General features: G+C 71.7%; 18 protein-coding genes. 14 read left to right on the top strand and 4 right to left on the bottom strand.

Annotation, left to right across the window (positions count from 1 at the left end; genetic code table 11):
- The first annotated feature begins 10 nt into the window (after positions 1–10).
- From panD to HUT16_RS14660, 10 genes are all read left to right on the top strand, one after another.
- Complete coding sequence (gene panD / locus HUT16_RS14615; protein ID WP_176188611.1) at positions 11–463, top strand: aspartate 1-decarboxylase; 453 nt, start codon at positions 11–13, stop codon at positions 461–463.
- Between the two features lie 16 nt (positions 464–479).
- Positions 480–2,093, top strand: a complete 1,614-nt coding sequence (locus HUT16_RS14620; RefSeq protein ID WP_176188612.1) for an L-aspartate oxidase — start codon at positions 480–482, stop codon at positions 2,091–2,093.
- Positions 2,094–2,141: 48 nt separating this feature from the next.
- The gene (nadC, locus tag HUT16_RS14625) at positions 2,142–3,113 is read left to right on the top strand and encodes a carboxylating nicotinate-nucleotide diphosphorylase (protein ID WP_176188613.1); all 972 of its coding nucleotides are present in this window, start codon (positions 2,142–2,144) and stop codon (positions 3,111–3,113) included.
- A 23-nt stretch (positions 3,114–3,136) separates the two neighbouring features.
- Entirely contained in the window at positions 3,137–3,931 is a 795-nt protein-coding gene (locus tag HUT16_RS14630; RefSeq protein ID WP_176188614.1) for a type III pantothenate kinase, read from the top strand.
- Positions 3,932–4,072: 141 nt separating this feature from the next.
- A complete protein-coding gene (locus HUT16_RS14635; RefSeq protein ID WP_176188615.1) occupies positions 4,073–4,771 on the top strand; it encodes a hypothetical protein in 699 nt (232 codons plus the stop codon).
- Between the two features lie 136 nt (positions 4,772–4,907).
- Positions 4,908–6,494: a bifunctional lysylphosphatidylglycerol synthetase/lysine--tRNA ligase LysX gene (gene lysX / locus HUT16_RS14640; protein ID WP_176188616.1), complete on the top strand. Its 1,587-nt coding sequence runs from the start codon at positions 4,908–4,910 to the stop codon at positions 6,492–6,494.
- Between the two features lie 2 nt (positions 6,495–6,496).
- The gene (locus HUT16_RS14645) at positions 6,497–6,649 is read left to right on the top strand and encodes a hypothetical protein (RefSeq protein WP_176188617.1); all 153 of its coding nucleotides are present in this window, start codon (positions 6,497–6,499) and stop codon (positions 6,647–6,649) included.
- Between the two features lie 103 nt (positions 6,650–6,752).
- Entirely contained in the window at positions 6,753–7,145 is a 393-nt protein-coding gene (locus HUT16_RS14650) for a BlaI/MecI/CopY family transcriptional regulator (RefSeq protein ID WP_176188618.1), read from the top strand.
- A gap of 11 nt (positions 7,146–7,156) precedes the next feature.
- A complete protein-coding gene (locus HUT16_RS14655) occupies positions 7,157–7,684 on the top strand; it encodes an amino-acid N-acetyltransferase (RefSeq protein WP_176188619.1) in 528 nt (175 codons plus the stop codon).
- A gap of 104 nt (positions 7,685–7,788) precedes the next feature.
- Positions 7,789–8,151: an Lsr2 family protein gene (locus tag HUT16_RS14660; RefSeq protein ID WP_176188620.1), complete on the top strand. Its 363-nt coding sequence runs from the start codon at positions 7,789–7,791 to the stop codon at positions 8,149–8,151.
- Positions 8,152–8,164: 13 nt separating this feature from the next.
- On the opposite strand, the gene HUT16_RS14665 is transcribed toward HUT16_RS14660, so the two are convergent.
- Positions 8,165–8,623 (bottom strand): hypothetical protein, encoded by a 459-nt coding sequence (locus HUT16_RS14665; protein ID WP_176188621.1) that lies wholly within the window; start codon positions 8,621–8,623, stop codon positions 8,165–8,167.
- Positions 8,624–9,089: 466 nt separating this feature from the next.
- On the opposite strand from HUT16_RS14665, the gene HUT16_RS14670 reads away from it, so the two are divergent.
- Positions 9,090–11,609 carry an ATP-dependent Clp protease ATP-binding subunit gene (locus HUT16_RS14670; protein WP_176188622.1) on the top strand — a complete coding sequence of 840 codons (2,520 nt, stop codon included), beginning with the start codon at positions 9,090–9,092 and terminating at the stop codon, positions 11,607–11,609.
- A 442-nt stretch (positions 11,610–12,051) separates the two neighbouring features.
- Positions 12,052–14,343 carry an immune inhibitor A domain-containing protein gene (locus tag HUT16_RS14675; protein ID WP_254898307.1) on the top strand — a complete coding sequence of 764 codons (2,292 nt, stop codon included), beginning with the start codon at positions 12,052–12,054 and terminating at the stop codon, positions 14,341–14,343.
- Between the two features lie 86 nt (positions 14,344–14,429).
- Here the strand turns inward: HUT16_RS14675 and HUT16_RS14680 are convergent, their stop codons facing one another.
- Positions 14,430–15,536: a low specificity L-threonine aldolase gene (locus HUT16_RS14680; protein ID WP_176188623.1), complete on the bottom strand. Its 1,107-nt coding sequence runs from the start codon at positions 15,534–15,536 to the stop codon at positions 14,430–14,432.
- A gap of 339 nt (positions 15,537–15,875) precedes the next feature.
- On the opposite strand from HUT16_RS14680, the gene HUT16_RS14685 reads away from it, so the two are divergent.
- The gene (locus HUT16_RS14685; protein ID WP_176188624.1) at positions 15,876–16,916 is read left to right on the top strand and encodes a M23 family metallopeptidase; all 1,041 of its coding nucleotides are present in this window, start codon (positions 15,876–15,878) and stop codon (positions 16,914–16,916) included.
- A 40-nt stretch (positions 16,917–16,956) separates the two neighbouring features.
- Here HUT16_RS14685 and HUT16_RS14690 read toward each other — a convergent pair whose 3' ends face one another.
- Entirely contained in the window at positions 16,957–17,553 is a 597-nt protein-coding gene (locus HUT16_RS14690) for a TetR/AcrR family transcriptional regulator (RefSeq protein ID WP_176188625.1), read from the bottom strand.
- Between the two features lie 211 nt (positions 17,554–17,764).
- Here HUT16_RS14690 and HUT16_RS14695 point away from each other — a divergent pair, with 211 nt between their 5' ends.
- Positions 17,765–19,357: an MDR family MFS transporter gene (locus tag HUT16_RS14695; RefSeq protein WP_176188626.1), complete on the top strand. Its 1,593-nt coding sequence runs from the start codon at positions 17,765–17,767 to the stop codon at positions 19,355–19,357.
- Positions 19,358–19,439: 82 nt separating this feature from the next.
- On the opposite strand, the gene HUT16_RS14700 is transcribed toward HUT16_RS14695, so the two are convergent.
- Positions 19,440–20,345 carry an A/G-specific adenine glycosylase gene (locus tag HUT16_RS14700; RefSeq protein ID WP_176188627.1) on the bottom strand — a complete coding sequence of 302 codons (906 nt, stop codon included), beginning with the start codon at positions 20,343–20,345 and terminating at the stop codon, positions 19,440–19,442.
- Positions 20,346–20,348: the final 3 nt, after the last annotated feature.

Here is a 20,348-nt window from a genome sequence, read left to right on the forward strand (position 1 = left end):
GGCGTGACCCATGTTCCGCACCATGCTCAAGTCCAAGATCCACCGCGCCACCGTCACCCAGGCCGACCTGCACTACGTCGGTTCGGTGACGGTCGACGAGGACCTGCTCGACGCCGCGGACCTGCTCCCCGGCGAGCTGGTCCACATCGTCGACATCAACAACGGCGCCCGGCTGGAGACCTACACCATCGCCGGGCCGCGCGGCTCCGGCGTCATCGGCATCAACGGCGCCGCCGCCCGGCTGGTCCACCCCGGCGACCTGGTGATCCTGATCGCCTACGGGCAGATGGACACCGCCGAGGCCAAGGCGTACCTGCCGAAGGTGGTCTTCGTCGACGAGCGCAACCGGATCACCGGCCTCGGCGGCGACCCGGCGGACGCCCCCGAGGGCAGCGGACTGGTGCGCGGCGACGCCGCGTACGGTGGTGGTCCGAACGACGCGGCCGACGCCGTCGCGCGCTGAAGGAGCAGCTGAACCCATGCCGTACCGCCTGACCGCCCCCGCCCCCGGCTGGACCACGAGCACCGACGTGGTCGTGGTCGGCTCCGGCGTGGCCGGACTCACCGTCGCGCTCAACGCCCGCAAGGCCGGCCTGCGGGCCATGGTGGTCACCAAGGCGGTGCTGGACGACGGCTCCACCCGATGGGCCCAGGGCGGCATCGCCGCCGCCCTGGGCGAGGGCGACACCCCCGAGCAGCACCTCCAGGACACCCTGGTCGCGGGGGCCGGCCTGTGCGACGAGGAGGCGGTGCGCACCCTGGTCACCGAGGGCCCGGACGCGGTGCGCCGACTGATCGAGGCGGGCGCCGAGTTCGACCTCGACGAGGACGGCGAGATCGTGCTGACCCGCGAGGGCGGCCACCACCGCCGCCGGATCGCGCACGCCGGCGGCGACGCCACCGGCGCCGAGATCGAGCGCGCCCTGGTCGCCGCGATCGAGGCCGACCCGGGCCTGGAACTGATCGAGCACGCCCTCGTCCTGGACCTGCTCACCGACGCCGACGGCCACGCCTCCGGCGTCACCCTGCACGTGATGGGCGAGGGGCAGCGCGACGGCGTCGGCGCGATCCTGGCCCGCGCCGTGGTGCTGGCCACCGGCGGCATGGGCCAGGTCTTCGAGGCCACCAGCAACCCGGCGGTCTCCACCGGCGACGGCGTCGCGCTCGCCCTGCGGGCCGGCGCCGAGGTCACCGACCTGGAGTTCGTCCAGTTCCACCCGACCGTGCTCTGGCTCGGCCCGGACGCCAAGGGCCAGCAGCCGCTGGTCTCCGAGGCGGTCCGCGGCGAGGGCGCGCACCTGGTCGACGCGGACGGGGTGCGCTTCATGGTCGGCCAGCACGAACTGGCCGAACTCGCCCCGCGCGACATCGTCGCCAAGGGGATCATCCGCCGGATGCACGCCAAGGGCACCCGGCACATGTACCTGGACGGGCGGCACTTCGGCGCCGAGATGTGGGAGCACCGCTTCCCCACCATCCTGGCCGCCTGCCGGGCCAACGGCATCGACCCGGTCACCGAGCCGATCCCGATCGCCCCGGCCGCCCACCACGCCTCCGGCGGCGTCCGCACCGACCTGCACGGCCGCACCACCGTCCCCGGCCTGTACGCCTGCGGCGAGGTCGCCTGCACCGGCGTGCACGGCGCCAACCGGCTGGCCTCCAACTCGCTGCTGGAGGGGCTGGTGTTCGCCGAGCGGATCGCCGCCGACCTGGCCGCGCTGAACGCCGCCGGCCGGCTCCCGGCCCGCACCGTCACCACCGACGCGGCGCACGCCGCGACGCCCGTGCCGCTGCTGCCCGCCGCGGCCCGCGCCGGGATCCAGCACCTGATGTCCACCGGCGCGGGCGTGCTCCGCTCCGCGGACTCGCTGGCCGCCACCGCCAAGGGCCTGGCCGAACTGGCCGACCCGGAGCACCCCGCCGACCCGTCCGTGGAGACCTGGGAGGCCACCAACCTCCACCAGGTGGCCGGCGCGCTCACCGCCGCCGCCGCGCTCCGCGAGGAGACCCGCGGCTGCCACTGGCGCGAGGACTTCCCCGACCGCGACGACGCCCACTGGCAGCGCCACGTCGTCCACCCGCTCGCCGGCTGACCCACCGTCAGTCCCGCCCCCATCGCCGAACCCTGGAGCCCCGCCACCATGTCCCACTCCGAACTCCCCCTCCTGTCCACCGAGTCCGGCGGCTGCGGCGACGGCTGCGCGTGCGGTGAGGGCGAGGAGTACGAGACCGGTCTCGACCCGGCGCTGGCCGCGCTGCTGGAGGAGGCCGGGCTCGACCCGGTCGAGGTGGAGGACGTGGCGATGATGGCCCTGTCCGAGGACCTGGCCGGCGGCGAGGACGTCACCTCGGTGGCGACCGTCCCGGCCGAGGCCGTCGCGACCGCCGACTTCACCGCCCGCCAGGCGGGCGTGGTGGCCGGCCTGCGGGTCGCGGAGGCCGTCGTCTCGCTGGTCTGCGAGGAGGAGTTCGAGGTCGAGCGGCACGTCGAGGACGGCGACCGGGTCGCCCCCGGCCAGGTGCTGCTGTCGGTGCGCAGCCGCACCCGCGACCTGCTCACCGCCGAGCGCTCCGCGCTGAACCTGCTCTGCCACCTGTCCGGCATCGCGACCGCCACCCGCGCCTGGGCCGACGCCCTGGAGGGCACCGGCGCGGTGGTCCGCGACACCCGCAAGACCACCCCGGGCCTGCGCGCGCTGGAGAAGTTCGCGGTGCGGGCCGGCGGCGGCGCCAACCACCGGATGGCGCTCTCCGACGCGGCGCTGGTCAAGGACAACCACGTGGTCGCGGCGGGCGGCGTCGCCGAGGCGTTCACCGCCGTCCGGGAGGCGTTCCCGGAGCTGCCGATCGAGGTCGAGGTGGACACGGTCGAGCAGATCGCCCCCGTCCTGGCGGCCGGCGCCGACCTGATCCTGCTGGACAACTTCTCCACCGAACAGCTGCGCGAGGCGGTCGCGCTGGTCGCGGGCCGGGCGAAGCTGGAGGCTTCCGGCGGCCTGACCCTGGCCACCGCGCGCGAGGTCGCGGAGACTGGTGTCGACTACCTGGCCGTCGGGGCCCTGACGCACTCCGCGCCGGTCCTGGACATCGGCCTGGACCTCCGCAGCTCCTGACCCCTCGAAGCAGAAAGCGCCCCATGCTCCTCACCATCGACGTCGGCAACACCCAGACCACGCTCGGCCTGTTCGACGGCGAGGAGATCGTCGAGCACTGGCGGATCTCCACCGACCCGCGCCGCACCGCGGACGAACTCGCGGTGCTGATGCAGGGGCTGATGGGCGCCCACCCGATCGTCTCGGCGGACGACCGGGTGGCCGGCCTGGCGATCTGCTCCTCGGTCCCGGCGGTGCTGCACGAACTGCGCGAGGTGACCCGCCGCTACTACGGGGACGTGCCGGCGGTGATCGTCGAACCGGGCGTGAAGACCGGCGTGCACGTGCTGATGGACAACCCGAAGGAGGTCGGCGCCGACCGGATCGTCAACGCGCTGGCCGCCAACCACCTGTACGGCGGCCCGTGCGTGGTGGTCGACTTCGGCACCGCCACCACCTTCGACGCGATCAACGCGCGCGGCGACTACGTGGGCGGCGCGATCGCCCCGGGCATCGAGATCTCGGTCGACGCCCTGGGCGGCCGCACCGCGATGCTCCGCAAGATCGAGCTGGCCCGCCCGCGCAACGTGATCGGCAAGAACACCGTCGAGGGCATGCAGTCGGGCATCCTGTACGGCTTCGCCGGGCAGGTGGACGGCCTGGTCAACCGGATGGCCAAGGAGCTCGCCAAGGACCCGAACGACGTCCAGGTGATCGCCACCGGCGGCCTGGCCCCGCTGGTCCTGGGCGAGGCCGACTCGATCGACGTGCACGAGCCCTGGCTGACCCTGATCGGCCTGCGCCTGATCTTCGAGCGCAACCGCCCGGCCACCGCCTGACCGGCCGCCGCCTGACCGGCCGCCACGCCGGGCGGCGGGCCGGGCGGCGCCCTCGTCGCGCATGCACCATCTCATAGGCCAATCGGGACAAACACGTCATCAATCGCCATAAGTCGGACGTACGACACGTACTGTCGACCCATGCCAACGCCACACGGATCGCGCGGCGGCATGGCCTTCAGCGCCGACGAAGTCCGGGTGCTGCGCCGTGTCCTCGCCCAAGCCCTCTACCCGGCCGCCCCCGACCGGCTCCCGGTACCAGCCGCGGCCGGCGAACTGTGGGCCGAGGACGTCCAGGACGCGCTTCGGCTGACCGAGGCCATCGACGAGGCGGTCCAGGAGGGCGGGCGGCTGCGCGCCTTCATGCTGACCGACCTGACCCGCTACCGCGGCGCCCTGCCCGGCAGCGCCGGGGGCTACCTGGACCGCCTGGAGGAGGCCGTCACCGACGGCTACCTGCCCACCGCCGAAGACCTGTCGGCGCTGCGCTCGCTGTCCCGCCAGCCGTGCGGACCGACCGAGCAGGCCCGCCGCTCCCGGCTCGCCGGCCGCTGCCACGCGCTCGCCGAGGCCGAGGTCCGCGAACGGCTCTCCCTCGGCTCCGGACAGCGCCACCTCGCGGCGGTGCCGAGCCCGGCGCCCGAACCCCAGCCCGCCACCCCAGTTGGAGGACGGTTCCCGATGAGCGACCAGCAGCCCCCGCACCCCGCCGAGCGCCCCCGGCCCCGCCGGATGCCGACGCCCGCCGAACTCTTCGGCCGCCGCTCCCGCCCGACCCCCCACCAGGACCCCCCGGACGACGAGGACCACCCGGAACTCGCCACCGGCACCGACGGCTGACCCCCGCACCCGAGGCGCGGCCCCCTCCCCCCGGAGGCGGCCGCGCCTCCCGCGTTCCCCGGCGGCCCGGGCGTCCGGCGCGCACCGGCGGATATCCCGTGGCGGAGCAGGCCGTCAGCCTGGCTACCCTGGTGGGGTGAGCGATCAGAGCACTCTCCCCGCGACCGACGACCTTCCCGAGCAGATGCGCGTCCGGCGCGAGAAGCTGGACCGGCTCCGGGCGGCCGGCATCGACCCGTACCCGGTCGGTTTCCCCCGCACCACCACCATCGCGGACCTGCGCGACAAGCACCCGGACCTGGCCCCGGACACCGCCACCGGCGAGCGGGTCGGCATCACCGGCCGGGTGGTCCTGGCCCGCACCGGCGGCAAGCTCTGCTTCGCCACCCTGCGCGACGGCTCCGGCGACCTCCAGGTGATGCTGTCCCTGGACAAGCTGGGCGCCGAGCGGCTGGCCGCCTGGAAGGGCGACATCGACCTCGGCGACCAGGTCGGCGTCGAGGGCGAGGTGATCACCTCCAAGCGCGGCGAGCTCAGCGTGATGGTCGACCGCTGGGAGCTCACCGCGAAGTGCCTGCGCCCGCTGCCCGACAAGCACAAGGGCCTGAGCGACCCGGAGGCCCGGGTCCGCCAGCGGTACGTGGACCTGATCGTCAACCCCGAGGCGCGCGAGATGCTCCAGCTGCGCACCAGGGTGATCCGCTCGATCCGCCGCACCTACGAGGACCGCGGCTACCTCGAGGTCGAGACCCCGATGCTGCAGCCGATCCACGGCGGCGCCAACGCCCGCCCGTTCGTGACGCACATCAACGCGTACGACATCGACCTGTACCTGCGCATCGCCACCGAGCTGTACCTCAAGCGCCTGGTGGTCGGCGGCGCCGAGAAGGTCTTCGAGATCAACCGGAACTTCCGCAACGAGGGCGCGGACGCCACCCACAACCCGGAGTTCACCGCCCTGGAGTCGTACGAGGCGTACGGCGACTACGACACCCAGGCCGAGCTGATCCGGGAGATCGTCGTCAACGCCGCCCGGGACGCGCTGGGCACCACCGTGGTCAGGGGCGTCGGCCCGGACGGCACCGAGCACGAGATCGACCTGGCCGAGCCCTGGCAGGAGGTCTCGGTGTACCCGGGCATCTCCGCGCACCTGGGCGCCGAGGTCACCCCCGCCACCTCGGTCGAGGAGCTGTGGAAGCTCTCCGCGGAGCACGGCCTGGACCAGTACCTGGACCCGAAGTGGGACCACGGCCAGATCGTGCTGGAGCTGATCGAGCGCCTGCTGGAGCACCACGCGATCAAGCCGACCTTCATCAAGGACTACCCGACCTCGGTCTCCCCGCTGACCCGGCAGCACCGCTCGATCGAGGGCGTCGCCGAGAAGTGGGACCTGGTGATCTTCGGCACCGAGCTGGGCACCGCCTACTCCGAGCTGATCGACCCGGTCGAGCAGCGCGCCCGGCTCACCGCGCAGTCCCTGCTGGCGGCCGGCGGCGACGTCGAGGCCATGCAGGTGGACGAGGACTTCCTGCGCGCCCTGGAGTACGCGATGCCGCCCACCGGCGGCCTCGGCCTGGGCGTGGACCGCCTGATCATGCTGCTCACCGGCAAGAACATCCGCGAGACGGTGCTCTTCCCGCTGGTGAAGCCGGAGAAGGCCGAAAAGGCCGCGAAGAGCGAGCAGGCCGCGCCCGCGGCCGCGTCCGACACCACCGAGGAGTAACCGTGGAGTACGTCAGCGCGATCGTCCCGCCGCTGGTGATGGCGATCGGTTTCGCCTTCCTGGTGCGGGCCATCATCCGCAGCCAGGGCGGCGCCCAGAAGGCGAAGGAGGACGCCGCGGCCGAGGCCATGGCGGCGCGTTCCTCCGCCGAATAGCGGTATCCCGCCCGGCGCGCCGTTCCCCCCTCCGGGGAACGGCGCGCCGCTCGTTTGCCGTTTGCCGCCATTTGTCCGCATCGGTCCTATCCTTGGCGGCACTATGGTGCGGCAACTCGGAGAACTTGAGAACGACATCATGACCCGGGTGTGGCAGTGGAACCGCCCCGTCACCGTCCGGGAGGTTCTGCAGGATCTGCGGTCGGAACGCGAAATCGCGTACACCACCGTGATGACCGTGCTGGACAAGCTCTATCGAAAGGGCTGGGTGCGCCGGGAGCGCGCCGGGCGCGCATACCGATATGAGCCGGTCTCCTCCCGGGAGGCGTACACCGCCGCGCTGATGAACGACGCCTGGGCGACGAGCGACAATCCGGCGGCCGCCCTGGTGCACTTCTTCGGGATGATGTCGCCGGAACAGCGCGAGTGGCTGCGCGACGCGCTGCGGGTGGCGGGCGCCGACACCGAGGAGACCACGCCGCCCGCGGCACGATAACGTTCCCCGCCATGGAGGTCACCATCCGCCGTGCGCGGACCACCGACGTGCGCGCCGTCCGCCGGCTCATCGACGCGTACTCCCGGAACGGCATTCTGCTCGACAAGCCGACCGTCACGCTGTTCGAATCCGTCCAGGAGTTCTGGGTCGCCGAACGCGACGAGGACGGCCGGGTGGTGGCCTGCGGCGCGCTCCACGTGATGTGGGAAGACCTCGCCGAGGTGCGCACCCTCGCGGTCGATCCGGCCTGCAAGGGGCTCGGTATCGGGCACCAGCTGCTGGACAAGCTGCTGGAGACCGCGCGCTGGCTCGGCGTCCGTCGGATTTTCTGCCTGACGTTCGAGGTTCCGTTCTTCTCGAAACACGGCTTCGTCGAGATCGGCGAAAACGACGATCGTACGGCAGACCCGGCCGCCGTGGCCACGGAAGTCTATGAAGAACTCCTGCGCTCGTACGACGAAGGCGTCGCCGAGTTCCTCGACCTGGAGCGGGTGAAGCCGAACACCCTGGGCAACTCGCGGATGCTGCTGCACCTGTGAGTCATGCCCCCGGGCGCGACCTGCGACACAGGGGTTTGTGTTTTCCGGGAAAAGGCGCTTTCCTTTCTCTAGGCAATGGATCGTTATCGCGGAAAGGGAAGCCCGTGGCACAGAGGGTTCAGGTCATTCTGGAAGACGATCTCGACGGCGGATCCGCGGACGAGACGGTGACGTTCGCGCTCGACGGCGTGGCCTACGAGATCGACCTGAAGAGCGACAACGCGGAGAAGCTCCGCGGCCTGCTCGCCCCGTACGTCGACAAGGGCCGCAAGCAGAGCGGCCGGCTGACCGCCCCCCGCCGCGGCGGCAGCGGCGGCGGCCGGAGCACCGGGCGGGCCGCCGCGGCCGGCCAGGCGGACACCGCCAAGATCCGCACCTGGGCGAAGGAGAACGGCCTCCCGGTCAACGACCGCGGCCGCGTCCCGAGCAACGTGCGCGAGGCGTACGAGAAGGCCAACGCCTCCTGAGCCCCGGCGGCACTCAGCGGGCGGGCGGCAGGCCCAGCCGTTCCCGCGCGCAGGCGTCCGCGAGGGCGTCGAGCAGGCAGAGCAGGTCGGGCGAGCGCAGGTCCAGGGCGGGCGGCCGGGTTCCGGCCCGCAGCCAGTGCGCGGTCCGCGGTCCGGGCACCCGGGGGTCTCCCGGGTGCGCCGCGCGGGCCTCGATGGGCAGCCGCAGCTCCGGGCCCCAGCCGAGCCAGCGGAGCAGTTCGGGCACCGGCTCGGCGGCCCCGGGGGCGAGCAGGAAGGCCGCCCGGTCGGCCCGCCGCAGCACCGGCCCGGTGGGGCGGCCCAGCCGCTCCAGGCGGCCCAGGGCGGCCCTGGCGGGCCCCAGCGGGGCGGTCACCCGGTCCGATCCGCGCCAGAGCACGGCGGCGGGCGGTGCCGCCGCCGCGACCGGGGCGGTCGGGGCGCCGGCGGCGGGCGGCGGCGGACGGGTCACGACCTGTGCAACGCTGGAGGGGCCGGGCGGTCACGCGGCCGCCACCGGTACGGCCGCACGCCGCCCGCGGCCGACCTGATGGTCCGTCACCTCGGACGCCGGGTCGGCGGACTTCTCGCCAGGCGAACACGCACCCCGCGGAAACCGCGGGAAACCCGGCGGATTACCGGGTATGAATGCTGGTGGACGGGGTCGCAGGAGCCCGGACGCAGCACGTCGCGGGGCCGGTGAGCCGGTTCCACCGAACCGTGTTCGCCGTTGGCGTAGCGGGATCCGGTGCATCGGGCCCGCCGCTGGGAACACCGTCTCCCAGCATCAGGTTGGGACAGGTGTCGGCTGGTCGCGCAGCATGTTGCTCCCGCTCCGTGGGAGTTCCGTAGCCGCGCTGCTGAGCGGGACTAGCATGCGGAAGGACAGGGCGGGGACGGCCCCCGAACTGACCGACCGCTCTGAGGAGCGATTAACGATGTTCGAGAGGTTCACCGACCGCGCGCGGCGGGTTGTCGTCCTGGCACAGGAAGAAGCCCGGATGCTCAACCACAACTACATCGGCACCGAGCACATCCTCCTGGGCCTGATCCACGAGGGCGAGGGTGTCGCCGCAAAGGCGCTGGAGAGCCTCGGCATCTCGCTCGAGGCGGTCCGCCAGCAGGTCGAGGAGATCATCGGCCAGGGCCAGCAGGCCCCGTCCGGTCACATCCCCTTCACCCCCCGGGCGAAGAAGGTCCTGGAGCTGTCGCTCCGCGAGGCCCTCCAGCTCGGCCACAACTACATCGGCACCGAGCACATCCTGCTCGGCCTGATCCGCGAGGGCGAGGGCGTCGCCGCCCAGGTCCTGGTGAAGCTCGGCGCCGACCTGAACCGGGTACGCCAGCAGGTGATCCAGCTGCTGTCGGGCTACCAGACCGGCAGCGGCAAGGAGTCCGCCACCGCCGGCGGCCCGGCCGAGGGCACCCCGTCCACCTCCCTGGTGCTCGACCAGTTCGGCCGCAACCTGACGCAGGCCGCCCGCGAGGCCAAGCTCGACCCGGTGATCGGGCGCGAGAAGGAGATCGAGCGGGTCATGCAGGTGCTGTCCCGCCGCACCAAGAACAACCCGGTGCTGATCGGCGAGCCCGGCGTCGGCAAGACCGCCGTGGTCGAGGGCCTGGCCCAGGCGATCGTCAAGGGCGAGGTCCCGGAGACGCTGAAGGACAAGCAGCTCTACACGCTGGACCTCGGCGCCCTGGTGGCCGGCTCGCGCTACCGCGGTGACTTCGAGGAGCGCCTGAAGAAGGTGCTCAAGGAGATCCGCACCCGCGGCGACATCATCCTGTTCATCGACGAGCTGCACACCCTGGTCGGCGCGGGCGCCGCCGAGGGCGCGATCGACGCCGCCTCCATCCTGAAGCCGATGCTGGCCCGCGGTGAGCTGCAGACCATCGGCGCCACCACGCTGGACGAGTACCGCAAGCACCTGGAGAAGGACGCCGCGCTGGAGCGCCGCTTCCAGCCGATCCAGGTCGCCGAGCCCTCGCTCCCGCACACCATCGAGATCCTCAAGGGCCTGCGCGACCGGTACGAGGCGCACCACCGCGTCTCGATCACCGACGCCGCCCTGGTCGCCGCCGCCACCCTGGCCGACCGGTACATCTCGGACCGCTTCCTGCCGGACAAGGCGATCGACCTGATCGACGAGGCCGGTTCCCGGATGCGCATCCGCCGGATGACCGCGCCGCCGGACCTGCGCGAGTTCGACGAGAAGATCGCCGAGGTCCGCCGGGAGAAGGAGTCCGCGATCGACGCGCAGGACTTCGAGAAGGCCGCGTCGCTGCGCGACAACGAGAAGCAGCTGCTCCAGGCGAAGGCCAAGCGGGAGAAGGAGTGGAAGGCCGGCGACATGGACGTCGTGGCCGAGGTGGACGAGGAGCTCATCGCCGAGGTCCTGGCCACCGCCACCGGCATCCCGGTCTTCAAGCTGACCGAGGAGGAGTCCTCGCGCCTGCTGCGCATGGAGGACGAGCTGCACAAGCGGGTCATCGGCCAGGAGGACGCCATCAAGGCGCTCTCCCAGGCGATCCGCCGCACCCGGGCCGGTCTGAAGGACCCGAAGCGCCCCGGCGGCTCGTTCATCTTCGCCGGCCCCTCGGGCGTCGGTAAGACCGAGCTGTCCAAGACCCTGGCGGAGTTCCTGTTCGGGGACGAGGACGCGCTGATCGCGCTCGACATGTCCGAGTTCTCGGAGAAGCACACCGTCTCGCGGCTGTTCGGCTCCCCGCCCGGGTACGTGGGCTACGAGGAGGGCGGCCAGCTCACCGAGAAGGTGCGCCGCAAGCCGTTCTCGGTCGTCCTCTTCGACGAGGTCGAGAAGGCCCACCCGGACATCTTCAACTCGCTGCTGCAGATCCTGGAGGACGGTCGGCTGACCGACTCCCAGGGCCGGGTCGTGGACTTCAAGAACACGGTCATCATCATGACCACCAACCTCGGCACCCGGGACATCTCCAAGGGCTTCAACCTGGGCTTCGCGGCCACGGGTGACGTCCAGGCCGGCTACGAGCGGATGAAGGCGAAGGTCGGCGAGGAGCTCAAGCAGCACTTCCGCCCCGAGTTCCTCAACCGCGTCGACGACATCGTGGTCTTCCACCAGCTGTCCGAGGCGAACATCATCGAGATCGTCGACCTGATGATCGCCCGGGTCGACCAGCGGATGAAGGACCGGGACATGGGCATCGAGCTCAGCCCGGAGGCCAAGAGCCTGCTGGCCAAGCGCGGCTACGACCCGATCCTGGGCGCGCGTCCGCTGCGCCGCACGATCCAGCGGGAGATCGAGGACCACCTGTCCGAGAAGATCCTGTTCGGCGAGCTGCGGTCGGGCCACATCGTGGTCGTCGGCGTGGAGGGCGAGGGCAAGGACGCCAAGTTCACCTTCCGCGGCGAGGAGAAGTCCCCGGTGGCGGACACTCCGGCGGCGGTCTCGGCGGCCGGTCCGGACCTGACCAAGTAGTAATAGCACCGCAAAGCGTTTCGCAAGCCTCCGCCCCCGACCCGATGAGGTCGGGGGCGGAGGCTTTTCCGTGCCCGGCTTTTCAGTTGAAAAACTGTTTAGGTTTCCGTGTGCTGTGAATCCGGGCCGGATGCCCGCCGAACGGGTGGTCGAACGGCGCGGTGCGGACACGATCGGCCCTTGACTGGCAGGCCAGGCAAGTAGATTGACGGATCGTCAGACCAGCCGAGTTGCCGGAGCATAGCGGCGTGGCCATGCCATGGTCAAGGTCTTTCTTTTTTACTGGACCTTGGGTCAAATGTCGTCCACCTGTCTTGCATTGGTTCACCGGTCCGGCCACCAGCCCCACCGGTAAGGGGAGGACGTCACCACGTTGAAAATAACCAAGAGGGCTGTCGCGGCCTCGGCCGCCGTCGCGGTGACCGCCGCGCTGGGCGCCGGAATGCTTCCGGGCACGGCCACCGCCGCCCCGGCGACCACGACGATCACCGACCCCGCCGACGTCATCCAGAACGACAGCGTCCCGCGCGAACTGCAGAGCCCGCTGGCCGAGAAGCAGCAGGCCGAGCAGACCGCCGCCGTGGAGCAGCTGGTCAACGGCACCGCGAAGGTCGAGAAGCACGGCAGCGGCTCCTCGATCAAGCTGGGCCGGGACAAGTACGTCGAGCTGTCCCGCGAGCGCACCGACAAGATCTTCACGATCCTGGTCGACTTCGGCACCCAGGTGGACAACACCACCACGACCGCCGACGGCAAGGTCAAGTACGGCGGCACCCCCGGCCCGGCGCACAACCAGATCGCCGCGCCGGACCGCAAGAACGACAACTCGACGGCCTGGCAGGCGGACTACAACCAGGCGCACTACCAGGACCTCTACTTCGCGAAGAACAAGCCCTCGCTGAAGACGTACTACGAGCGCCAGTCCTCCGGCCGGTACTCGGTCGACGGCCTGGTCACCGACTGGGTGCGGGTGCCGTGGAACGAGGCCCGCTACGGCTCGGACTACTGCGGCCAGCACGTCTGCGCCAACGCGCAGGACCTGATCCGCGACGGCATCGACGCCTGGGTCGCCGACCAGAAGGCCAAGGGCCGCACCGACGCCCAGATCAAGGCCGACCTGGCGCAGTACGACCAGTGGGACCGCTACGACTACGACGGCGACGGCAACTTCAACGAGCCGGACGGCTACCTGGACCACTTCCAGATCGTCCACGCCGGTGAGGACCAGTCGGCCGGCGGCGGCGTGCAGGGCACCGACGCGCTGTGGGCGCACCGCTCCTACGCGTACGCCAACCAGGCGGGCAAGACCGGCCCGGACAACAACAAGCTCGGCGGCACCCAGATCGGCGCCACCGGCCTGTGGGTCGGCGACTACACCATGCAGCCGGAGAACGGCGGCCTGGGCGTGTTCGCCCACGAGTACGGCCACGACCTCGGCCTGCCGGACCTGTACGACACCAGCGGCCAGGGCATCGACAACTCGGTCGGCTTCTGGTCGCTGATGTCCTCCGGCTCCTGGCTGGGCGAGGGCAAGAACGAGATCGGCGACATGCCGAACGACCTCGACGTCTGGTCGAAGCTCAAGCTGGGCTGGCTGAACTACGACACCGCCAAGGCGGGCCAGACCTCGCTGTCGCTGCTCGGCCCGGTCGAGTACAACACCAAGCGCAAGCAGGGCCTGATCGTCAACCTGCCGTCGAAGACGGTCACCACCGAGATCAACACCCCGTTCGAGGGTGGCAACGAGTGGTGGAGCGGCAGCGCCGACGACCTGAACGTCACCCTGACCCGTGACGTCGACCTGACCGGGCTCGTGCCCAACTCGGGGGCCTCGGCCACGCTGACCGCCAAGGCCTGGTACGAGCTGGAGACGGACTACGACTACGCGTACGCCGAGGTCTCCACCGACGGCGGCAAGAACTGGACCGCGCTGGCCGGCACCTTCAACGGCGCCGCGCTGCCGGACAACGCCGTCAACGGCACCTCGAACGGCGCGTGGGGCGACCTGTCCTTCCCGCTGAACGCCTACGCCGGCCAGGCCGTCAAGATCCGCTTCCGCAACACCACCGACGGCGGCGTCCACTACAAGGGCCTGGCCCTGGACAACATCGCGGTGACCGCGGACGGCGCGGCCCTGTTCACCGACGGCGCCGAGAACGGCGACAACGGCTGGACCGCCTCCGGCTTCTCCCGGATCTCCGGCAAGTTCTCCAAGGACTACGACCAGCACTACCTGGTCGAGAACCGCCAGTACGTCTCGTACGACACCACGCTGAAGACCGGCCCGTACAACTTCGGCTCGGCCGCGCGTCCGGACTGGGTGGAGCACTACGCCAACCAGAACGGCATCCTGATCTGGCTGTGGGACTCCTCGCAGTCCGACAACAACGTCTTCAACCACCCGGGCCAGGGCCTGATCCTGCCGGTCGACGCCCACCCGGCCCCGCTGAAGTGGAACGACGGCACGCTGATGCGTCCGCGCTTCCAGTCCTACGACGCCACCTTCGGCTTCGACCGGACCGACGGCCTGAAGCTGCACAAGGCCGACGCGCTCACCAAGATCCCGAGCTCGCGCGGGGTGACGGTCTTCAACGACCACACCACCCAGTACTGGTTCGCGGAGAACCAGTACAGCGGGGTCAAGGTCCCGGACACCCGCACCCAGATCGAGGTGCTGTGGCAGTCCCACGACAACCTGGAAGCCATGATCAAGGTCTCTCCCGTCCGGAAGTGACGCCTGATCGGTAGTGCGCGAGGGCCCCGGCGGTTTCCGAACCGCCGGGGCCCTCCGCGTTGCCCGGGAGCCGCCCGGGCCGGGGCTCAGAGCAGGGCGAGGAAGGACTCCACCGCCTCGGTGACCTCCTTGGCGCTCCACTGCTCGGCGTCCGCGAGCACCGTCACCTCGGTCATCGACAGCCCGGGCTGCGGGCCCGGCTCGCGCCAGCCGCCGAACAGCGCGACGCCCTGCTCCTCGGCCTGCCGGCAGCCGGCCTCGTTCAACCGGTCGGCGGCGTACGGCAGCCAGAACTGGAACTGGTGGGTGTGCGGCGGCTCGGGGTTCACCCGGGCGCCGGGGACCTCGGCGAGCGCGGCGGCGACCAGCTTGGCGTGCGCCACGTACCCGGGCAGCCGGGGCAGCTCGCGGTCCAGCCCGGCCAGCGCGGAGAGCGCGGCCGGCCACTGCTGCCAGAGGCTGCCGCCGTAGCGGTGGCGCCAGACCTTGAGCCGGCGGACGAACTCCTCCTCGCCGGCCACCAGAGCGCCGCTGTGGCCGCCGAGCGACTTGTAGCAGGAGACGTACACCGAGCCGGCCCGGGCGCAGACCTCCGGCAGCGAGCGGCCCAGGTGCGGGGCGGACTCCCAGATCCGGGCGCCGTCCAGGTGGACCGGGCGGCCCTGCCGCTCGGCCAGCTCGTACAGCGCCTCCAGCTCCGCCCAGTCGGGCAGCAGGAAACCGGCGTCGCGCAGCGGGAGCTCCAGCATCAGCACGTCGTACGGCTCGTCCAGCCCGGCCAGTTCGGCCGCGGTGGGGTGCCGCCGGGCGCCGGTCTGCGGGACGCTGCGCAGGCCGGACAGCACCTGGTGGGCGCGGCGCTCGTGCACCTCGGGGTGGGCCAGCGGGTGCATGGCGACCACCGGGCCGTGGGTGTCGGCCCAGGTCTTCAGGGCGGCCTGCTGGCCCATCGTCCCGGTCGGGAAGAAGGCGGCGTCGGGCTTGCCGAGCAGGTCGGCGGTGCGGCGCTCCAGGGTGCGGACGATGCCGTTGCCGTACATGTCGACCGGCTCGTCCAGCGGGTGGGGGCCGTCGGCCAGGGCGGCCAGGTCGGCGAGCGCCTCCCGGACGGTCTGCGGGCGGCTTCCGGAGAGCAGGCGGTCGGCCTGGCGGCGGGCCCGGAAGCGGCGGTCCGGAACAGGGGTGTCGTTCATCAGCTGATCATCTCCGACGGTCGGGTGGATCGGATGGTGCAGCTGGCTCGAAAGCGGGTTCTACCCGAGCCGGTTCGGCCGCAAACCGGGCGGTCTCCGGTGGCGCTGCTCACAGCACATTTTCGACATACGACCCGCGATAGGAGGTTTAGGGCGCGAAAACCCGGCCCGCCCGCTGGTCCGGAGGGGCTTTTTGCCCGACTTGTCCACTACCGGCCGTCGTAGGTCACACTCTTGGGCCTTCGCATCCGGTTCGTTTACACCGGAGTCGTTCCACCAGTTCGGCGAGCCGCACCGGCTCGGCCCCGCACTGGCCCCGTCCGTGAGGTTCCGACTCCGATGCGTTCTCTCCCCGCCACCGGCCGCCGGCTTCTCCAGGCGGCCACCACCCGCCACGTCCGCTCCGTCCTCTCGGCCGGCCCGCTCACCACGGCCCGGCTCGCCCCCGCCAAGGCGATCGCCTCCGGCGCCGCGGTGGTCGCCGCCGGCGCGCTGCTGATCCCGACCGGGCAGGCCCTCGCGCAGACCGCCCACCCGGCCGACACCGCCGCGACCGCCACGACCGCCGCCGAGGGCACCCGCACGCAGCTGCAGGACTTCCGCCTGCCGGTCCAGGGCGACCGGCAGAGCGAGCAGGCCAAGACCGCCAAGGCCGCGATCGCCTCCTCCCTGGAGCGGGACGGCGGGCAGGACTCCGGCCAGGACGCGCAGGCCCGGCAGGACCAGCAGGCCTCCCGCGACGAGCACCGCGCCGAACTGCGGGCCGCCGAGCAGACCGGCGACGGCGCCGGACAGCAGCACACCGAGCAGCCGCAGGACGCCGGACAGCAGCAGCCCGCCGCCGAGCAGCCCGCCGAGCAGCAGCAGCCGGCCGAGCAGGCCGCCCCCGCCGAGCAGCCCGCCGCCCCGGCCGCCGAGCCGACGCCGGAGCCCGCCCCCGCGCCCGCGCCTGCGCCGGAGCCGGTGAAGCCGTCCTGGTCCTCCCCCGCGCCGGGCGCGACGATCAGCAACCCGTACCACAAGACCAACGCCGCGTACGCGGCCGGCTACCACACCGGCACCGACTTCGCGGTCTCGGTCGGCACCCCGGTGCTGGCGGTCGGCGACGCCACCGTGGTGTCCTCCGGCTACGCGGGCGCCTACGGCAACCAGATCGTGCTGAAGCTCTCCGACGGCCGCTTCGCGCAGTACGCGCACCTGTCGCAGCTGGGCGTGAAGGCCGGGCAGCACGTGGGCGCGGGCGACCAGGTCGGCAAGTCCGGCAACACCGGCAACTCGCACGGCCCGCACCTGCACTTCGAGATCCGCACCGCCAACCAGTACGCGAAGGTGATCGACCCGGTCGGCTACCTGAAGCAGCACGGCGCGAACAACTTCTGATCCGCCGCCCGCCGCTCCCGCACCACCGAGCCGTCCGCGCCTACCGCGCGGGCGGCTCGATGCGTGCCGCGACCTCCAGGGCGACCTCCAGCGCGGCGTCCATCGCCTCCTCGACCGAGGCGAGCGGCCGACCGGGCTCGCACAGGTCGGCCTTGAGCAGGAACATCGCCGAGTGCATCGAGGTCAGCGCCACGGTGGCGCGCAGCTTGTCGCGGAAGGTCGGCTCCGGCCCGTGCAGCAGGTTGATCATCCGGATCATCCGCTCCTTGAAGGCCAGCCCGGCCGCGGACTCCCGCAGCGCGGGCTGGTTCTCGTGGAAGAAGCGCAGCAGCGGGGCCCGCTCGCCCATCCCGGCCGCGAAGCGGCGCAGCAGTTCGTCGCGCAGCTGGGGCGACCAGGGCTTGCCCTCGCCGTAGGCGATGGCGTCGTCGAGCGGGACGGCCATCTTCTCGACGATGCCGCGGACGATGTCGTCCTTGGTCTTGAAGTGGTAGTAGAGGGCGGCCTTGGTGACGCCGAGGCGGTCGGCGATCTCGCGCAGCGAGGTCTTCTCGTAGCCGTGCTCGGCGAACAACTCCAGAGCCACGTCGATGATCCGCGCTCTGGTGTCGCTGCGGGGGCTCTGGGTGGTGGTCATCGCTGGCGGCCTGCCTCGGGAAGCGGGTGCGGACGGGTGTCAAGGTCCGGTTCTGCTGGCATTGTCCCTGCCCAGGGGGACTGTTTCGAAACTGGCTTGACGACCGGCTAGGGAACAACCTACCGTGCCGGACGGCGATTAACTAGCCGGTCGTCAAGTAAGTACCGCCGCGGCACCCCGCGGCACCTCTGCGCCCCGGGAGAGACGCACCATGACAACCCAGCATTCCGAGGCGGTTCCGGAGGAGCCGTCGGTCGAACTCGGGAAGCCCGACGAGTTCGAGCAGCGCCCGCACCGCGAGATCCGCCTGGTGATGGTCGGCCTGGTCATCACCATGCTGCTCGCCATGCTCGACAACCTGATCGTCGGCACCGCGATGCCCACCATCGTCGGCGAGCTGCACGGCGCCGAGCACATGTCCTGGGTGGTGACGTCCTACACCCTGGCCACCGCCGCCTCCACCCCGATCTGGGGCAAGGTCGGCGACCTGTACGGCCGCAAGGGCTCGTTCCTGGTCTCGATCGCGATCTTCCTGCTCGGCTCGGCGCTGTCCGGCCTGTCGCAGAGCATGACCCAGCTGATCGCCTTCCGCGCCGTCCAGGGCCTGGGCGCCGGCGGTCTGATGGTCGGCGTGATGTCGATCATGGGCGCGCTGGTGCTGCCCCGCGACCGCGGCAAGTACCAGGGCATGTTCGCCGCCGTGATGGCGCTGGCCACCGTCGGCGGCCCGCTGATCGGCGGCTTCATCACCGACCACCTGAACTGGCGCTGGACGTTCTACGTCAACCTGCCGCTGGGCGCGATCGCGCTGGTCTTCATCGTCGTGGTGCTGAAGCTGCCCAAGATCCGCTCCAACGCGAAGATCGACTACTTCGGCGCGGTGCTGCTCACCGTCGGCATCGTCTCGGCCGTGCTGGTCACCACCTGGGGCGGCCACGAGTACGCCTGGGGCTCGAAGCAGATCCTCGGCCTGGGCGCGCTCGGCGTGGCCTCGCTGATCGGCTTCTGCTACGTCGAGCAGCGGGTCGCCGAGCCGATCATCCCGCTCCAGCTGTTCCGCAACCGGAACTTCACCATGGTCTCGATCATCGGCTTCATCGTCGGTTTCGCGATGTTCGGCGCGGTGACCTTCCTGCCCACCTACCAGCAGATCGTGCAGGGCGCCTCGGCGACCAACTCCGGCCTGCTGCTGATGCCGATGATGTTCGGCATGCTGGTGGTCTCGCTGGTGGTCGGCCAGGCCATCACCAAGACCGGCAAGTACCGGATCTTCCCGATCATCGGCACCACCGTGATGGCCGGCGGCACGCTGCTGCTGTCCACCCTCGCCGTGGACACCAAGAGCTTCACCTCCTCCTGCTACATGGTGGTGCTCGGCGCCGGCATGGGCTTCCTGATGCAGGTCACCATGCTGGTCGCGCAGAACAGCGTGGAGATGAAGGACATGGGCGTCGCCTCGTCCTCCGCCACCCTGTTCCGCACCATCGGCGGCTCCTTCGGCGTGGCGCTGTTCGGCACGCTCTACGTCAACCGGCTCAACGACACCCTGAAGGACGCCGGGATGCCGACCGGCGGCGAGTCCACCGGCTCGATGAGCCCGGAGACGCTGAAGAGCATGCCGGCCGAGGCGGTCTCGGTGCTCCAGCACGGCATCGCCAACGGCATGCACACCGTCTTCCTGTGGGGCACCGTGATCAGCGTGGTCGCCATCGTCGCCTCGCTGTTCATCCGCGAGGTCAAGCTCCGCGGTGGCGCGGACGCCGCCGAGGCCAAGGCCGAGGCCGCCCTGGAGGGCGCGCTCTGAGGCCCGCCCGGGCCTGAACGCACGAACGGACGGCCCGCCGCCCCCGACCGGGGGCGGCGGGCCGTCCCGCGTCCGCGCGCCGCTACTGCGGCAGCCGGTAGGTGCCCGGGCCGACCGGCTCCACCAGCCCGTCGGCGACCAGCCCGTCCAGCGCCCGGGCCCGCTGCACCGCGTCCGGCCACACCACGTCCAGCTGCCCCTGCCCGACCAGCCCGTGGGCGTCCCGCAGCACCGCCAGCAGCTTGCCGCGCACCTGCCGGTCGGTGCCCTCGTACGTCTGCCCGCGGCGCGCCGGGCCCTGGTGCGGCGGGCAGCCGGCCCGCTGCCAGGCGCACTCGGCCCGCAGCGGGCAGCCGCCGCACTCCGGGCCGCGTGCGGTGCACACCAGGGCGCCCAGCTCCATCACCGCGACCGCCCAGGTGGCGGCCCGCTCCTCGCCGGCGGGCAGCAGCTCGACGGCGGTGCGGCGCTCGGCGGCGGTGGTGGCGTTCGCCGGGTACTCGACGCCGGTGACCGCCCGGGCGAAGACCCGGCGCACGTTGGTGTCCAGCACCGCGTGCCGCTGCCGGAAGGCGAACGAGGCGACCGCGGCGGCCGTGTACTCGCCGACCCCGGGCAGCGCCAGCAGCGCCGCGTGGTCCTCGGGGACGGCGCCGCCGTGCCGCTCGGTGATCGCGACGGCCGCGCCGTGCAGCCGCAGCGCGCGGCGCGGGTAGCCGAGCCGGCCCCACATCCGCACCGCCTCGCCGGGCGCGTCCGCGGCCAGGTCGGCGGGCGTGGGCCAGCGCTCCATCCAGGCCGCGTAGGCGGGCAGCACCCGCTTCACCGGCGTCTGCTGGAGCATGAACTCGCTGACCATCACGGCCCAGGGCGAGGCGTCCGGGGACCGCCAGGGCAGGTCGCGGGCGTTGGCCTCGTACCAGCCGATGACGGTCGAGTGCAGCGCCTGGAGGGCGCCGGGGGCAAGAGTCGAAGCAGTGGCAACCATGGC

Source organism: Kitasatospora sp. NA04385 (assembly GCF_013364235.1).
Classification (GTDB): domain Bacteria; phylum Actinomycetota; class Actinomycetes; order Streptomycetales; family Streptomycetaceae; genus Kitasatospora.

Bases quoted from the DNA above. Each gene is read 5' to 3' on its own strand.
- panD (WP_176188611.1), top strand. From the start codon at position 11: ATGTTCCGCACCATGCTCAAGTCCAAGATCCACCGCGCCACCGTCACC.
- HUT16_RS14620 (WP_176188612.1), top strand. From the start codon at position 480: ATGCCGTACCGCCTGACCGCCCCCGCCCCCGGCTGGACCACGAGCACC.
- nadC (WP_176188613.1), top strand. From the start codon at position 2,142: ATGTCCCACTCCGAACTCCCCCTCCTGTCCACCGAGTCCGGCGGCTGC.
- HUT16_RS14630 (WP_176188614.1), top strand. From the start codon at position 3,137: ATGCTCCTCACCATCGACGTCGGCAACACCCAGACCACGCTCGGCCTG.
- HUT16_RS14635 (WP_176188615.1), top strand. From the start codon at position 4,073: ATGCCAACGCCACACGGATCGCGCGGCGGCATGGCCTTCAGCGCCGAC.
- HUT16_RS14650 (WP_176188618.1), top strand. From the start codon at position 6,753: ATGGTGCGGCAACTCGGAGAACTTGAGAACGACATCATGACCCGGGTG.
- HUT16_RS14655 (WP_176188619.1), top strand. From the start codon at position 7,157: ATGGAGGTCACCATCCGCCGTGCGCGGACCACCGACGTGCGCGCCGTC.
- HUT16_RS14670 (WP_176188622.1), top strand. From the start codon at position 9,090: ATGTTCGAGAGGTTCACCGACCGCGCGCGGCGGGTTGTCGTCCTGGCA.
- HUT16_RS14675 (WP_254898307.1), top strand. From the start codon at position 12,052: ATGCTTCCGGGCACGGCCACCGCCGCCCCGGCGACCACGACGATCACC.
- HUT16_RS14680 (WP_176188623.1), bottom strand. From the start codon at position 15,536: ATGAACGACACCCCTGTTCCGGACCGCCGCTTCCGGGCCCGCCGCCAG.
- HUT16_RS14685 (WP_176188624.1), top strand. From the start codon at position 15,876: ATGCGTTCTCTCCCCGCCACCGGCCGCCGGCTTCTCCAGGCGGCCACC.
- HUT16_RS14690 (WP_176188625.1), bottom strand. From the start codon at position 17,553: ATGACCACCACCCAGAGCCCCCGCAGCGACACCAGAGCGCGGATCATC.
- HUT16_RS14695 (WP_176188626.1), top strand. From the start codon at position 17,765: ATGACAACCCAGCATTCCGAGGCGGTTCCGGAGGAGCCGTCGGTCGAA.
- HUT16_RS14700 (WP_176188627.1), bottom strand. From the start codon at position 20,345: ATGGTTGCCACTGCTTCGACTCTTGCCCCCGGCGCCCTCCAGGCGCTG.